Below are 13,296 nucleotides of genomic sequence, written 5' to 3' on the forward strand. Positions count from 1 at the left end.
CATGCCCTCAGAACCCCGCGCCACCTGGCACTTCACCGACGACCTCGACGGGTTCCTCGACCGCGCCGGGGCGTTCCTGCGCGCCGAGCCCGCCGTGCACACCGTCCTGCTCAGCGTGACCGACACCCTGCGCATGCGCGGACCGCGGGCGTACGGGGACGGGGATCCCCTCTTCGGCGCGTACACCGGAGACGACGGCACCGTCCGCGGCGCCTTCGTGCGGACCCCGCCCCACCGCGTCGCCCTCAGCCCCCTCGACCCTGTGGCCGCCGACGACCTCGCCCGGCGGCTCGCCGACGTCAGCCCGGACCTGCCCGGCGTCGCCACCGAGCTCCACACCGCGCGGGCCTTCGCCGAGGCCTGGGAGAAGCACACCGGCGCCACCGCCACGGCCGGGGTCGAGCAGCGCCTGTACCGGCTCGGCACCCTCACCCCGCCCGCGCCCGGTCCAAAGGGCCGCGCCCGCGTCGCCGGCGACGCGGACCGGGACCTGCTGGCCCGCTGGCACGAGGAGTTCGGCGAGGCCGTCGGCGAGCGCCCCGCCATGGCCCCCGGCGAGTGGGCCGACGCGCGGATCGCCTACGGAGGCGTGACCCTCTGGGAGACCCCGGACGGCACGCCCGTCGCGATGGCCGGCGCCACCCGTCTCGTCGCGGGCCAGATCCGCGTCGCCCCCGTCTACACCCCCGCCGCTCTGCGCGGCCGCGGCTACGGCGGCGCCGCCACCGCCGCGGTCAGCCGCGCCGCCCTCGACGCGGGCGCGGCCGAGGTCCTGCTCTTCACGGACCTGGCCAACCCCACCAGCAACGGCCTCTACCAGCGCATCGGCTACCGCGCCGTCCGCGACTACGCCCAGTACGAATTCGTCCGCTGAGCCCGCCCACCGGGCCGAAACCCCACGCACAGCACGGCACTTGACCTCGACCGAACTTGAGGTCCGAGACTCCTGGCATCCCTCAAGGAGGTCTCACGATGCGTGATGCGCGTCTCCTGCGCGACAGACAGTTCGCCGTGCTGTTCGTGGCCCGGACCATATCCGTCCTCGGATCGGCGTTCGGGCCCGTGGCCCTGACGTTCGCCGTCCTCGACATGCCGGGCGCCACGGCCACGACGCTCACCGTCGTCCTGACCGCCCAGACCGTCCCGCAGATCGCCCTGATGCTGGTCGGCGGGGTGATCGCCGACCGGCTGCCGAGGCATCTGCTCATGACGGGCGCCGAGCTGGTCTCGGCGCTCGCCTTCACCGGCCTCGCGGTGATGTTCCTCTCCGGCACCGCGACCGTGCCGCTCGTCGCCGTCTGCGCCGTCGTCGTCGGCGCCTCGCTCGCCCTGTACTACCCGGCGCTCACCGGCGTCGTGCCGGACGTCGTGGCCGCCGAGCACCTGCACACCGCCAACGCCCTGCTCCGCTTCGGCATGAACGGCGCCCGCCTCCTCGGCCTCTCGCTGGCCGGCGGCATGGTCGCGCTGGTCGGCGCGGGCTGGGCGCTGGCCACCAACGCGGCCGGGTTCGTCGTGTCCGCCCTGCTCCTCGTGACGCTGCGCCTGGGCCACCGGACCCGCAGGGCCGCCTCCGCCTCGGTCGTCGCCGATCTGCGCGAGGGCTGGCGGGAGTTCGCGGGGCGGCGCTGGCTGTGGGTGACCGTGGCGCAGTTCGCGCTGGTGGTCGCCGCGATGCAGGCCGCCTTCGGGGTGCTCGGACCCGTCGTCGCCAAGGCCGACATGGGCGGGGCGCCCGCCTGGTCGACGGTGCTGCTCGGGCAGTCGGCCGGCACGCTCCTCGGCGTCCTGGTCGCGCTGCGGATCCGGCCGCGCCGCCCGCTCCTGGTGGCCACCCCGATGGTCTTCGCGATGGCGCTGCCCGTCCTGTTCCTCGGCCTGGGCGCGCCGCTCGCCGTCGTGGTCGCCGGTTCGTTCGTCCTGGGCGTCGGCATGACGACCTTCGGTGTGCTCTTCGAGACCACCATGCAGCGCGAGATCCCCCGCGAGTCCCTCTCCCGCGTGGCCTCCTACGACGCCCTCGGCTCCTTCATGATCGGCCCGCTCGGCCTGCTCGCGGCGGCGCCCCTGGCCGCCGGGGTCGGCGCCCGGGGCGCCCTGCTGATCTGCGCGGCCGTGATCACGGTGACGACGGCCTGCGCCCTGCTCGTCCCGGACATCCGCCGCCTGAGCGCGCCACGGGCCGGCGGGGCGGCGGAGGGCCGGGTCGCCGAGGGCCGGGCGGGGGAACGCCCCGTGGCCGCCGGGGACCGGGACGCCCGGCGGTGCCCCGGTCCCCGCGACTCCGTCACGGCCACAGCAGCTCCCTGACCCACCCCTGGCCGGTCTCCTCCCTCCGGTACCGCAGCCGCACATGGCGCCGGAGCGCGTCCCCCTGGAAGAACTCCAGCTCCCGGGGGTCCAGGAGGTACAGCGTCCACGTCGGCGCGTCCGCGTCCGGCTCCGCCTGTGCCCGCTCCCACGCGGCCTCGGAGGCGCGCGCCAACTCCCCGTACCGGGCGAGGACTTCGCTCTGGCGTCCCACCAGCGCGGCGGACAGCGCACCGGTCGACCGGGCGTGCAGATCGGCGAGGGCCTCGGCGTGCGGCGCCGCGGCGACCCGGCCGCGGACCCGGATCTGCCGGCCCTGCGCGGCCCAGTAGAAGTGCAGCGCGGCCTCGGGGCGTGCGGCGAGCTGGCGGCCCTTGCGGCTGCTCGTGTGCGAGGCGAAGTGCCAGCCGCGCCCGTCCGCGTCGTGCAGCATCACGGTCCGCACGTCGGGGCCGCCGTCCTCGGCCACCGTCGCCAGGCCCATGGTGTGCGGCTCGGGCTGACCGGCCGCCACCGCCGCCGCGAACCACTCGTGGAAGAGGGGCAACGGCTCGGCGGGGGCCGTGGCCGGGTCGAAGGCGGGCAGGTCGATGTCCCAGACCCGCTGGGCCCTGAGCAGCTCCTGGAACTCGGAAGGTGTCGTCGTCATACGGCGATTGTGGCCTCCGGATACGGCGGTGGCGTCCTCCGGATACGGCGATGGCGTCCTCCGCCGACCGGCCGGTCCGCGGCGCCCCTCGCCCGGTGCGGACCCCCCTCCCCGCTGCTCCCTCGCCGACGCGCCCCTCACCCCCGCCCCAGCACCACCGTCCCCGAGGAGCAGAACCACCCGCCCGTCCCCGACGCCACCGCCAGCTCCGGCAGGCTGCCGTCGGGGCGCAGGACCTGACCGTCACCCGCCTGCCCGCGGAGCTGGCGTACCGCCTCCACCAGCAGGAACAGGCCCCGCATGCCCGGATGCTGGGCGGACAGGCCGCCGCCGTCGGTGTTGGTCGGCAGTTCGCCGTCCCGCAGCAGGCGGCCCTTCTCCACGAAGGAGCCGCCCTCGCCCTTCGCGCAGAAGCCGAGGTCCTCCAGCGTCACCAGCGTCATGTACGTGAAGGCGTCGTAGATCTCGGCGATGTCGATGTCCGCGGGCCGCACCCCCGCCCGCTCGAAGGCGAGGCGCCCGCTGACCGCCGCCGGGGAGACCGTGAAGTCGTCCCACTCCGACATCGTCGTGTGCGAGACGTGCTCGCCCGCGCCCAGCACCCACACCGGTTCGGCGGCGCAGTCCGGTACGTACTCCTCAGCGGCGAGCAGCACCGCGCAGCCGCCGTCGGAGCGGATGCAGCAGTGCAGTTTGGTGAAGGGGTCCGCGATCATGGGGCCGTCCAGGACCTCGTCCACGGTGATCGGGTCGCGGAACACGGCGTCCGGGTTGGCCGCCGCGTTCGCCCGCGCCTGCACGGCCACGGAGGCGAGCTGCTCCAGCGTGGTGCCGTACTCGTGCATATGGCGGCGCGCGGCCATCGCGTACTTCGCGATCAGGGAGTGCCCGTACGGGACCTCGAACTGGAGCGGGCCCCGGGCGCCGAACGACAGGTTGGAGGTGCGCCGCCGCGCCTTGATGTCCGCGCGGGCCGTCGAGCCGTAGACGAGGAGCACCGCGTTCGCCCGCCCGGCCGCTATCGCGTCCGCCGCGTGCGCGGCCATGACCTCCCAGGTGGCGCCGCCGACCGACGTCGAGTCCACCCAGCGGGGCGCGAGGCCGAGGTACTCGGCGACCTCGACCGGCGCCAGGGTGCCGAGGCCTGCGGAGGCGATGCCGTCGATGACGTCGCGGCCGAGCCCGGCGTCGGCGAGGGCGCGGCGGGCGGCCTGGGCGTGCAGGGCGTAGGGGGTGGCCTCGTCGACCCGGCCGCAGTCCGAGAGGGCGACACCGACGACGGCGACCTTGCGCGCGGAGGTGGAACGGGTGGCAGTAGGCATGAATCTGACGGTACATCAGATACGGGCGGCGCAGAGAGGGCCGGGATCACCGGATCGGCGTCGCCGGTGCTCTGTGCATATCGCCGCCACCGGCCTAACATGACGGCCCGTCAGATCTGGGTCCGGCCCCTCGGGCCCGGGGGAGGAGCCTGCCGATGGACGCCGCCTTCAGCGCGGAGCAGGGCGAGATCCGCCGCACCCTTCGCGAACTGATCACCAAACGCTGCGGCCCCGACGAGGTCAGGGCCGCCGTGCGCACCCCGGCCGGTCACGACTCCGCCCTGTGGTCCGGCCTCGCCGAACAGCTCGGCCTGCCCGGCCTCGCGCTCCCGGACGCGTACGGAGGCGTCGGCTGCACGACCGCCGAACTGGCCCTGGGCAGCGAGGAGCTGGGCCGCGCCCTGGCGCCGACCCCCCTCCTCGCCACGGCCGTGCTCGCCGCCCCGCTGATCCTCGCGCTCGGCACCGAAGAGCAGCGCGCCGAGCTCCTGCCCCGCATCGCCGCGGGCGAGCTGACCGCCGCCCTCGCCGTCCCCGGCACCGGCCTCGCCACGGCGCTCGGCCTCGTCGGCGACAATCACGGCGACTGGGCGGGCGGCGGTCGCGCGGGCGGCGTGCAGGCGCGGCACCAGGACGGGGTGTGGCGGCTGTACGGGCAGGCCGAGCAGGTCGTCGACGGACACAGCGCGGGGCTGCTCGTGGTGGCCGCGCACGTGGGCGGCTTCGCCCGGTCCCGCACGCTCCTCTTCCTCGTGCGTGAGGGGGCGGCCGGGATGGTGCGGACACGGCAGACCGCGCTCGACGAGACCCGCACCCAGGCCCGCGTCGAACTGCGCGACGTGGCGGCCGAGTTGCTCGGCACCGACCGGACGGCCGAGGGCGGCGGCGCGGAGGGGGCCGACGTGCCCGACGCGCTGGCCGCCGTCGGGGACATCGCCGCCACCGTCGTCGCCGCCGAACTGGTCGGCGCCGCCGACCGGGTCCTGGAGCGGACCGTCGACCACGTCCAGCAGCGCGAGCAGTTCGGCCGGGCGATCGGCTCCTTCCAGGCGGTCAAGCACCGTCTCGCCGACGTGTACGTCCAGGTGCAGGCCGCGCGGTCGGCCGCGTACTACGCGGCGTGGGCGGCCGGTGCCGAGGCCGCCGGATTCGGCGGGCAGGGCGCCGAACGGGCCGGCGGGCCCGCGCTCGCGCAGGGCCTCGACGCGCTGCGCACCGCCGCGTCCGAGGCGGTCCAGCTGCACGGCGGGATCGGCTTCACCTGGGAGCACGAGGCGCATCTGTACTTCAAGCGCGCGGCCGGCGACGAGCTGCTCTTCGGACCCGTGCACCGGCTGCGCGCACGGGCGGCGGAACGGGCCGGGCTGTTCGCGGACGCGGGCCGTGAGGCCATCCCGGACGGCGGGGCCGCCGGGGGCGCGGCGGCCGCCGGCCTGGAGGAGGCCGTCTGATGCCGCCGGGACTGCGCATGATGCAGAAGGTGTCGTCCACCCGGACCTTCGCGAGGATCGCGCCGCACGTCATTCCCGCGATGGACCGCGCGGTGCACCGGCTGACGCGCGGCAAGGTGCTGCTCAGCGCGAGGATGCTGCCGGGCGTCGTCCTGACCGCGCGCGGCGCGAAGAGCGGCCTGCCCCGGCGTACGCCACTCGCGTGCATGCCCGAGGAGGAGACGGGCGGTTGGGTGCTGATCGGCTCCAACTTCGGCCGCCCCGGCCACCCCGCGTGGACCGCGAACCTCCTGGCCCACCCGGAGGCCACGATCAGCTGGCGGGGCGCCGACATCCCCGTGCGGGCCCGGCTGCTCACCGGGAGCGAACGGGCGAGGACGTGGGAGGCGGCCCTGAAGTTCTGGCCGCCGTACGCGACGTACCAGTCCCGGATAGAGCGCGAGATCCGGCTGTTCAGGCTGGAACGCGTCTGAGGGGCGGCGTCTGAGGGACGGCGTCTGAGGGAAGGCGCCCGTCCCGAAACGGCGGCGCCGGGAGGCCCTGGAGACCACAGCGGCGGATCACGAACGTGATCCGCCGCCGGGGTGACAGGATGTGGGCGATATGCCCGCCAGGGCTACTTCGTCGGCTTCTTCCCCGTCACGCCCAGATGTACCAACATGGCCAGGTTCGGCTTCAGTTCGGCCTGCTTGACGCCCCACGTCTGGAAGCCGCGCTGGTGCGAGGCGACCGCGGCGAGCATCGCGACCAGGGAACCGGCCATGGCGGCCGGGCTGATGTCCTTGTCGACCTTGCCCTTGGCCTGGAGCTCCTTGACGGTGTCCGTAAGGGAGTTGTTGACCGAGTTGAGGATCTTCATCCGGATCTTGTAGAACCGCTTGTCGCCCTCGGCGGCGCCCAGGTCGACGACCCGGAGGATCGCGTCGTTCTTGCGCCAGAAGTCGAGGAAGCCGTCGACCAGGTCCTGGGAGGTCTGCCAGCCGGCCTTGCCGACCCAGGAGCGGCCGTCGAGCAGCTGGGTCAACTCGGCGCCCTCCGCGGCCATTTGCTCCGCGATCTCGAGGACGGCGCCTTCCACGTCCGGGAAGTACTGGTAGAAGGTCGCGGGTGAAGTCCCCGCCTTCCGGGCGACGTCGATGACTTTGACGTCCCGGTAGGGCGAGGAGCTGAGCATCTCGCTGAGGCAGTCGAGCAGCTTCTGACGCGTCGCCTGACCGCGTCGACCGGCCACGCGGCCGTCGACGGTTCGTACCTGTCCTGTCATGCCGTCAGCTTACCGAGGGGTGATCGGAGCGCGATTCGGCCGAGTGCAAATGGGGTTGGGGCGCGTGAGCGCGGCGCGGGGGCGCACCCGATCGGAATTGGCCAAATGTTCGATTTTGTACCGTGCGGGCCGCGCCTCAGCGGGCTAGCTTGACGGACATGGACAACGCGGTGCGGGACCCCAGGGGCGGATACGCGGAGGGCGTGCCCTGCTGGGTCGACGCGATGCTCCCCGACGTCGAGGGCGGCAAGCGGTTCTACGGCGAGCTCTTCGGGTGGACCTTCGGCGAGGCCGTCGGCCAGGAGTACGGCCACCACGTCATGGCGTACCGCGACGGCCTCCCCGTGGCCGCGCTCGCGCCCAAGACCGACGGCCGCATGCCCACCGTGTGGACGGTGTATCTGGCCACGCCCGACGCGGCCGCGCTCGCCGGACGCATCAAGGAGGCGGGCGGCTCGATGGTCATGCAGGCCATCCCCGTCGGCAGCTTCGGCACGGCGGGCCTCGCCGCCGACCCCGAGGGGGCCGTCTTCGGCCTCTGGCAGGGCTCCGCGCACCAGGGCTTCGGCCTGCGGCGGCGGCCCGGCTCGTTCTGCTGGACCGAGGTGTACTCACGGGACAAGGACCTGGTCGACCCCTTCTACGAGGGTGTCTTCGGCTACGGCGGCAGCGACCTGGACCTCGGCGGCGAGGAATTCCGCACCTGGTCGCCCGCGGGCACCGAGCCGGGACCGGACACCGCGATCGGCGGGCGCGGCCTGGTCACGGGCTCCTTCCCGGCCGAGATGCCCGCGCACTTCCTCGTCTACTTCAGCGTCGCCGACGCCGACGCGACGGCCGCGGCGGCCACCCGGCTCGGCGGGCGCGTGCACGCGCCGCCCTTCGACATTCCGTACGGACGGATCGCGGTGCTCACCGACAATCAAGGGGCGACGTTCGCGGTGCTGCAGGACTGAACCGCGGATTCCGCTGGACTGAACCGAAGGTTCCGCTCGGTGGGGCCCGTCGCGGATGTGATTTGTCCGTAGACACCCCGATCCCGCCCCGGGTTCGCAACCACCGCCTCGGACAGGAAGAATCAGGGTGCGTGCCGCCGTAGCGGCTCGGTGGTGAGACGCTGCACGGGGCTGTCTTCTTCGGCGGCCGCGTACGGGGAGGTGGCAGGGCAAGTGGTGGATCAGCTGACGCAGCACGATCCGAGGCGAATCGGCCCGTTCGAGGTCCTCGGCCGGCTGGGCGCCGGCGGCATGGGCCTGGTCTATCTCGCGCGCTCCGCGTCGGGGCGGCGCGTGGCGATCAAGACGGTGCGGACCGAGCTCGCCGAGGACCAGCTGTTCCGGGTCCGCTTCACGCGCGAGGTCGAGGCCGCGCGCGCCGTGTCCGGCTTCTACACGGCCGCCGTGGTGGACGCCGATCCGCGGGCCGCCGTGCCCTGGCTGGCCACGGCGTACGTCCCCGCGCCCTCGCTCGAGGAAATAGTGAATGAACACGGGCCGCTGCCCACCCAGGCGGTGCGCTGGCTGGCGGCGGGCGTGGCCGAGGCCCTGGAGTCCATCCACGGCGCGGGCCTGGTCCACCGTGACCTCAAGCCGTCCAACGTCCTCGTCGTCGAGGACGGCCCGCGCGTCATCGACTTCGGCATCGCCTCCGGCGTCTCCAACACGCGGCTGACCATGACGAACGTCGCGGTGGGCACCCCCGCGTACATGTCACCCGAGCAGGCGAAGGACTCACGCAGCGTCACCGGCGCCTCGGACGTCTTCTCGCTCGGCTCGACCCTCGTCTTCGCCGCCACCGGGCACGCGCCCTTCCACGGCGCGAACCCCGTCGAGACCGTCTTCATGCTGCTCAGGGAAGGCCCCGACCTCGAAGGACTCCCGGACGACCTCCGTCCGCTCATCGAGTCCTGCATGCAGATGGAGGCCGCCCTGCGGCCCACCCCCGCCGACCTCCAGGCCCAGCTCGCCCCGCACCTCTTCGCCTCCGACAGCGTCGACGGCGACGACAGCGGGACGGCGTCCGCGTGGCTGCCGGAGCGGGCCGTCGCGCTCATCGAGGCCCGCAGGGGCGGCCGCCCGGCCCCCCGGGTCCCGGCCGCGGCCTCCAGCGGACGCAGCGGCGCCCGGGGCGCCGCCGCGCCGTCCGTCGCGCCCGCCGCACCCGTCACCGCGCCGCCGCCCCCGAGCCAGCCGCCGCCCGCGCCGTCGCAGCCGCCGTTCGCGGTCACGCCCGACGCGGGGCCCGTGCAGCTCGCCGGGGCGAAGGTGCCGATCGGCCCCGGGCCGCGGGTCGCCGACGCGCGCGGCCCCGTGCCCGGCGACTCCGGGCTCGCCGCGTCCTGGTCGCGGTCCTCGGCCGCGCCCAGGGGAGCGGCCAACGGCGTCGCGCCCGCCGTGCCCGCGCCCGCCCAGGCGCCCGACCCGGGGAACACGTCCTGGCGGCCCTGGCGGTTCCGGATGTCCAACGACGTGTGGGGCACGCCCGCCGTCGCCGGGAACCTCGTCTACGTCACGTCCTTCGAGGTCCACGCGCTGGACGTGTCCACGGGCCGGCGCAGCTTCAAGACGCGGGACGTCGCCTGGTCCATGTCCGTCGCGGACGGCCGCATCCACGCCTCCGACGGCCCCACGCTCTACGCCCTCGACGGCACCGACGGCTCCGACCTGTGGCGGCTGTCGACCGACGCCTGGGTGTACTCCCTCCAGGCCGACCGCGGCACCGTCGTCACCGGCACGCGCGGCGGCGGCGTCCAGGCCTGGGAGGCCGCCAACGGCGAGAAGCTCTGGGAGATCACCGGGGCGCAGACCGACTTCGAGACGCCCGAGGCCGGGCCCGCCGTGTTCGACGGCACGGTGTACGTCTGGAAGGACGCGCGGCTGCGCGCCCTGGAGGCCCGCACCGGCGAGGAGCGCTGGTCCTACCCCGTCGGCGACGCGGCCTCCTGCGGCGGCGTCCCGGTGCGGCTCACGCAGGGGCAGGACGGGTACGTGTACGTGGCCGCGGGGACGCGCGTCCTCGCCGTCGACGTGGTGAGCGGGCACGTCCGCTGGCACTTCGAGGCGCCCGCCGCGTTCCTCTGCCCGCCGGCCTTCGCGCCGGGTCCCGCCGTCACGGGCGGCGGCGTGTACCTCGCCGACTACCTCGGCACGGTGTACGCCCTCGACGCCACGGACGGCCGCGACCGCTGGCGCATCGCCACGGAGTCCCGCTCCTCGATCGAACCGGTCCTCGTCGCCGACGGCCACGTCCACGTGGGCAGCGGCAAGGGGCTCTACACCCTCGACGCGGTGACCGGCACGCCGAAGTGGCGCTTCCAGGCCGGCGGCGAGGTCGTCGGCGCGCCCGTCGTCGCCGACCGGCGCATCCACTTCGGCTCCACGGACCACCTCCTCTACACCCTCAAGGCGGACGACGGCCGCCTCCGCTGGAAGCTCGCCACGGGCGGCGAGATCACCGGCGCGCCGGTGGTCCGGGACGGCGTGGTGTACGCGTGCAGCAAGGACCGCTGCGTGTACGCGCTGGACGCGGAACGGGGCACGGGCACGTCCCCCAGGACCTAGCCCCTGGGGTGACTCCCGCTTGGGGTGACCCTGGCCGGGGTGGGCGTCCTGCCCCGGCCAGCGAGGGCCCGGCTTCGGCCTGTCCCGGCCCGCGGGGGCCCGGCTTCGGCCTCTCCCGGCCGGAGGAGCGGGCTCGCGCCGCGCTGCCCCGCCGCTCCCGTCGGCTCCGCGGCGCCCGGCGACGGAGGCACCCGGCCTGGCCCGCCGCTGCGCGGCGGACTTCCCCCACCCGCCCGCCCTTTCGGGCGGTCGGGTTGTCGAGGTCGATTGCTCGCGCTTAGGCGGGGGGGGTGCGGGAGAGGGCACGGCAGGTGGTTGCTCCTGCCTGGGTTGTGCGGTGGTGGGGGGGGGAGACGGGCGGTGGGTCGTTGCTCCTGCCCCCGCTTTGCGGTGTGGGGAGACGGGGGTGGGTGGTTGCTCTTGCCCCGGCCGATGCGGGGTGGGGGGACGCGCGGTGGGTTGTCGCTCCTGCTCCGGCTGTGCGGTGTGGGGGAACGCGATGTGGTTGTCGCTCCTACTCCCGCTGTGCGGTGCGGGGTAAACGGGTGGGTGGGTGGGAGTGATCCGCCGCGGAGCGGCGGGGTAGTGCGATGACGGCCCGCAGACGAAGGGCGTACAGGCGGCGCGGGTCAGGGAGACGGAGGCTTCTGCCAGGCCGGACCCGGGCCCAGGGGCGGATCCGGCGCCGGCCCCGGACCCGGACCCGGGGTCGAATCCGGACCCGGACCCGGGGTCGAATCCGGACCCGGACCCGGGGTCGGACCCGAGGTCGGACCCGGACCCGGCGCCGGGGGAGTCGGCGACCAGTCGGGGTCGTCCAGCGTCGGCACCGTGGACCGCGGCGCCGACCCCCGCCGCGTACGACGGGACCCGCGTCCCGCCATCACCACCGCCCCCACCAGCAGAAACACCCCGCCCCCGAATCCGTTCAGCACCCCTTGGCCGAGGCCCGAGCCGTCGCCCGCGACGGTCAGGCTGCCCTCCGCCTGGCCCTGGCGCACCATCCACAGGACCGTGAAGCCCAGTACGAGCACGCCCGCGCACGCCACCAGCAGCCGCGACCGCAGCACCACACCCACCAGCGTGAGGAGCGCCGCGAAGGCGAAGGGGAGGAACAGCGAGCCGAGGAGTTCCGCCCGCGCGTCGGTGATCCCGGCGCCGGAGAACAGTTCGTCGAGGCGGTAGTGGCGTCCGTGACGGCCGTCGTACCAGGCTTGGAAGGGGCTCCAGACGGCGGCCGTCGCTCCGATGAGAGCGAGGAGGGACCCGAGGACGTTGCGGACCATGTCGGGCCTCCTCGTGTGCGTGCCACGGCGGTGCGCGGGACGACGGCGCGCGCCACCCGCCGTGATCATCCGTACGCGTCTCTCAAGATCGACGCTACGCCGAGTGCGTGACCCCTGCCAGGCGACACCGCCCGGCCCCGCCCCTCCTCACCGTGTACGGAAGCCCGCGGCCCCCCGCCGCGCCGCGAACAGCTCCGCCTGCCGCTCCGGCGGCAGGTTCCCCAGCGCGATCAGATGCGGCGCGTGCGCCAGCGCCTGCGCGCGGGCCGCCTCCTTCGCCGACCACACCGCCCGCACCGTGCCCTGCACCGCCTCCGTCGGATACGAGGCGATGGTCCCGGCGGCCCGCACCGCCGCCGCCAGGGCCTCACCGGGGGCGGTGACCTCGGACACCAGCCCCGTCTCGTACGCGCGCCGCGCCGAGACCCGCTCGGCCGTCCCCATCAGCGCCATCCGCGCGACCTCGCCGAACGGCATGCGCTGCGCCAGGTGGATCGTCTCGTACGCGCTGACCATGCCGTACGTCGTGTGCGGATCGAAGAACGTGGCGTGCTCGTCCGCGACGACGAACTCCGCCTCGCCGAGCAGATAGAAGGCCCCGCCGCACGCCATGCCGTTGACCGCGGCGATCACCGGCTTCCACAGGTCGTTCGCCTTCGGGCCGATCGCGATCAGCGGATCGTCGATCGTGTACGGGGAGCTCGGCTGCGGCACCTCCGCGCCGCGGTCGATGCCGGTGCAGAAGGCCTGCTCGCCCGCGCCCGTCACCACCACCGCCCGCACGGAGTCGTCGAAGCGGAACCCCCGCCAGACGGCTGCCAGTTCGGCCGCCGTCGCCAGGTCGATCGCGTTGTGCCGCTCGGGGCGGTCCAGCGTCAGGACGGCCACGCCCGTCTTCTCGTCGACCTCCGTGCGCAGCGCGCTCCCCGGTGCCCGCGGTGTCACGGCCGCTCCAGGATCCAGCGCGGGACCACCACGCCGCCGACCTCCGCGAAGACGACCTGCACCTTCGCGCCGATGCGCAGCCGCTCCGGGTCCACGGAGTTCAGCGGGGCGTCGGGGGCCGTGACGAGGTTGCCGACGAGACGGATGCGCGGGGCGTCGGCGAGTTCGACGATGATCGCGTTGTACGGGGCCTGCTCGGCGTAGGCGGGCAGCAGGGGCGGATGCGGGAAGACGTACGACCAGATGCGGCCGCGGCCGCTCATCCTGCGCCACCCGCTCTCGAAGGACTGGCAGTGCGGGCAGCAGGGGCGGGGCGGGAAGCGGAGTTCGCCGCAGGCGGTGTTCGCGCAGGCCTGGATGCGGAGTTCGCCCCGTGCGGCGTACTCCCAGAAGGGTGCGCCGTCGTCGTCGGGGGTCGGGGTCAGGAGTGGTCCGGTCGTCGCGTCTGCCATGTGATCGTCCCTTGCCGGGTGCGGATGAGAAGTGGCCTTTCGCGCGGTTCCCCGCGC

General features: G+C 74.5%; 12 protein-coding genes. 6 read left to right on the plus strand and 6 right to left on the minus strand.

Annotated features, from left to right (window positions below):
• Position 1 precedes the first annotated feature (1 nt).
• A complete protein-coding gene (locus AB0L89_RS18900) occupies positions 2-874 on the plus strand; it encodes a GNAT family N-acetyltransferase (protein ID WP_365142131.1) in 873 nt (290 codons plus the stop codon).
• Between the two features lie 98 nt (positions 875-972).
• Positions 973-2,310, plus strand: a complete 1,338-nt coding sequence (locus AB0L89_RS18905) for an MFS transporter (protein ID WP_365142133.1) — start codon at positions 973-975, stop codon at positions 2,308-2,310.
• Here the strand turns inward: AB0L89_RS18905 and AB0L89_RS18910 are convergent.
• Both AB0L89_RS18910 and AB0L89_RS18915 read right to left on the minus strand, forming a co-directional pair.
• Complete coding sequence (locus tag AB0L89_RS18910; protein WP_365142135.1) at positions 2,288-2,959, minus strand: pyridoxal 5'-phosphate synthase; 672 nt, start codon at positions 2,957-2,959, stop codon at positions 2,288-2,290. The two genes, AB0L89_RS18905 and AB0L89_RS18910, sit on opposite strands and share 23 nt — an antisense overlap.
• A 137-nt stretch (positions 2,960-3,096) precedes the next feature.
• Positions 3,097-4,281, minus strand: a complete 1,185-nt coding sequence (locus tag AB0L89_RS18915; RefSeq protein ID WP_365142137.1) for an acetyl-CoA acetyltransferase — start codon at positions 4,279-4,281, stop codon at positions 3,097-3,099.
• 155 nt (positions 4,282-4,436) lie between these two features.
• On the opposite strand from AB0L89_RS18915, the gene AB0L89_RS18920 reads away from it, so the two are divergent.
• Positions 4,437-5,732, plus strand: coding sequence for an acyl-CoA dehydrogenase family protein (locus tag AB0L89_RS18920; protein ID WP_365142139.1), 1,296 nt, complete (start codon positions 4,437-4,439; stop codon positions 5,730-5,732).
• A complete protein-coding gene (locus AB0L89_RS18925; protein WP_365142141.1) occupies positions 5,732-6,205 on the plus strand; it encodes a nitroreductase family deazaflavin-dependent oxidoreductase in 474 nt (157 codons plus the stop codon). The genes AB0L89_RS18920 and AB0L89_RS18925 overlap by 1 nt, the downstream gene beginning before the upstream one ends.
• 143 nt (positions 6,206-6,348) lie before the next feature.
• Here AB0L89_RS18925 and AB0L89_RS18930 read toward each other — a convergent pair whose 3' ends face one another.
• On the minus strand, positions 6,349-6,996 hold the full coding sequence (locus AB0L89_RS18930; protein ID WP_365142143.1) for a TetR family transcriptional regulator: 648 nt from the start codon (positions 6,994-6,996) through the stop codon (positions 6,349-6,351).
• Positions 6,997-7,154: 158 nt separating this feature from the next.
• On the opposite strand from AB0L89_RS18930, the gene AB0L89_RS18935 reads away from it, so the two are divergent.
• Together AB0L89_RS18935 and AB0L89_RS18940 are read left to right on the plus strand one after the other, a co-directional pair.
• Entirely contained in the window at positions 7,155-7,952 is a 798-nt protein-coding gene (locus AB0L89_RS18935; RefSeq protein ID WP_365142145.1) for a VOC family protein, read from the plus strand.
• 213 nt (positions 7,953-8,165) lie between these two features.
• The gene (locus AB0L89_RS18940; RefSeq protein WP_365142147.1) at positions 8,166-10,556 is read left to right on the plus strand and encodes a serine/threonine-protein kinase; all 2,391 of its coding nucleotides are present in this window, start codon (positions 8,166-8,168) and stop codon (positions 10,554-10,556) included.
• A gap of 629 nt (positions 10,557-11,185) precedes the next feature.
• On the opposite strand, the gene AB0L89_RS18945 is transcribed toward AB0L89_RS18940, so the two are convergent.
• The 3 genes from AB0L89_RS18945 to AB0L89_RS18955 form a co-directional block, all read right to left on the minus strand.
• On the minus strand, positions 11,186-11,842 hold the full coding sequence (locus AB0L89_RS18945) for a hypothetical protein (protein ID WP_365142149.1): 657 nt from the start codon (positions 11,840-11,842) through the stop codon (positions 11,186-11,188).
• A 147-nt stretch (positions 11,843-11,989) separates the two neighbouring features.
• Positions 11,990-12,787: an enoyl-CoA hydratase/isomerase family protein gene (locus tag AB0L89_RS18950; protein WP_365142151.1), complete on the minus strand. Its 798-nt coding sequence runs from the start codon at positions 12,785-12,787 to the stop codon at positions 11,990-11,992.
• Positions 12,784-13,239: an OB-fold domain-containing protein gene (locus AB0L89_RS18955; protein ID WP_365142153.1), complete on the minus strand. Its 456-nt coding sequence runs from the start codon at positions 13,237-13,239 to the stop codon at positions 12,784-12,786. Before AB0L89_RS18955 ends, AB0L89_RS18950 begins: the two co-directional genes overlap by 4 nt.
• Positions 13,240-13,296: the final 57 nt, after the last annotated feature.

The sequence above is a fragment of the Streptomyces sp. NPDC052114 genome (assembly GCF_040680155.1).
Taxonomy (GTDB): Bacteria; Actinomycetota; Actinomycetes; order Streptomycetales; family Streptomycetaceae; genus Streptomyces.

Coding starts and splice junctions, on each gene's coding strand:
- AB0L89_RS18900 (WP_365142131.1), top strand. CDS start 2: ATGCCCTCAGAACCCCGCGCCACCTGGCACTTCACCGACGACCTCGAC.
- AB0L89_RS18905 (WP_365142133.1), top strand. CDS start 973: ATGCGTGATGCGCGTCTCCTGCGCGACAGACAGTTCGCCGTGCTGTTC.
- AB0L89_RS18910 (WP_365142135.1), bottom strand. CDS start 2,959: ATGACGACGACACCTTCCGAGTTCCAGGAGCTGCTCAGGGCCCAGCGG.
- AB0L89_RS18915 (WP_365142137.1), bottom strand. CDS start 4,281: ATGCCTACTGCCACCCGTTCCACCTCCGCGCGCAAGGTCGCCGTCGTC.
- AB0L89_RS18920 (WP_365142139.1), top strand. CDS start 4,437: ATGGACGCCGCCTTCAGCGCGGAGCAGGGCGAGATCCGCCGCACCCTT.
- AB0L89_RS18925 (WP_365142141.1), top strand. CDS start 5,732: ATGCCGCCGGGACTGCGCATGATGCAGAAGGTGTCGTCCACCCGGACC.
- AB0L89_RS18930 (WP_365142143.1), bottom strand. CDS start 6,996: ATGACAGGACAGGTACGAACCGTCGACGGCCGCGTGGCCGGTCGACGC.
- AB0L89_RS18935 (WP_365142145.1), top strand. CDS start 7,155: ATGGACAACGCGGTGCGGGACCCCAGGGGCGGATACGCGGAGGGCGTG.
- AB0L89_RS18945 (WP_365142149.1), bottom strand. CDS start 11,842: ATGGTCCGCAACGTCCTCGGGTCCCTCCTCGCTCTCATCGGAGCGACG.
- AB0L89_RS18955 (WP_365142153.1), bottom strand. CDS start 13,239: ATGGCAGACGCGACGACCGGACCACTCCTGACCCCGACCCCCGACGAC.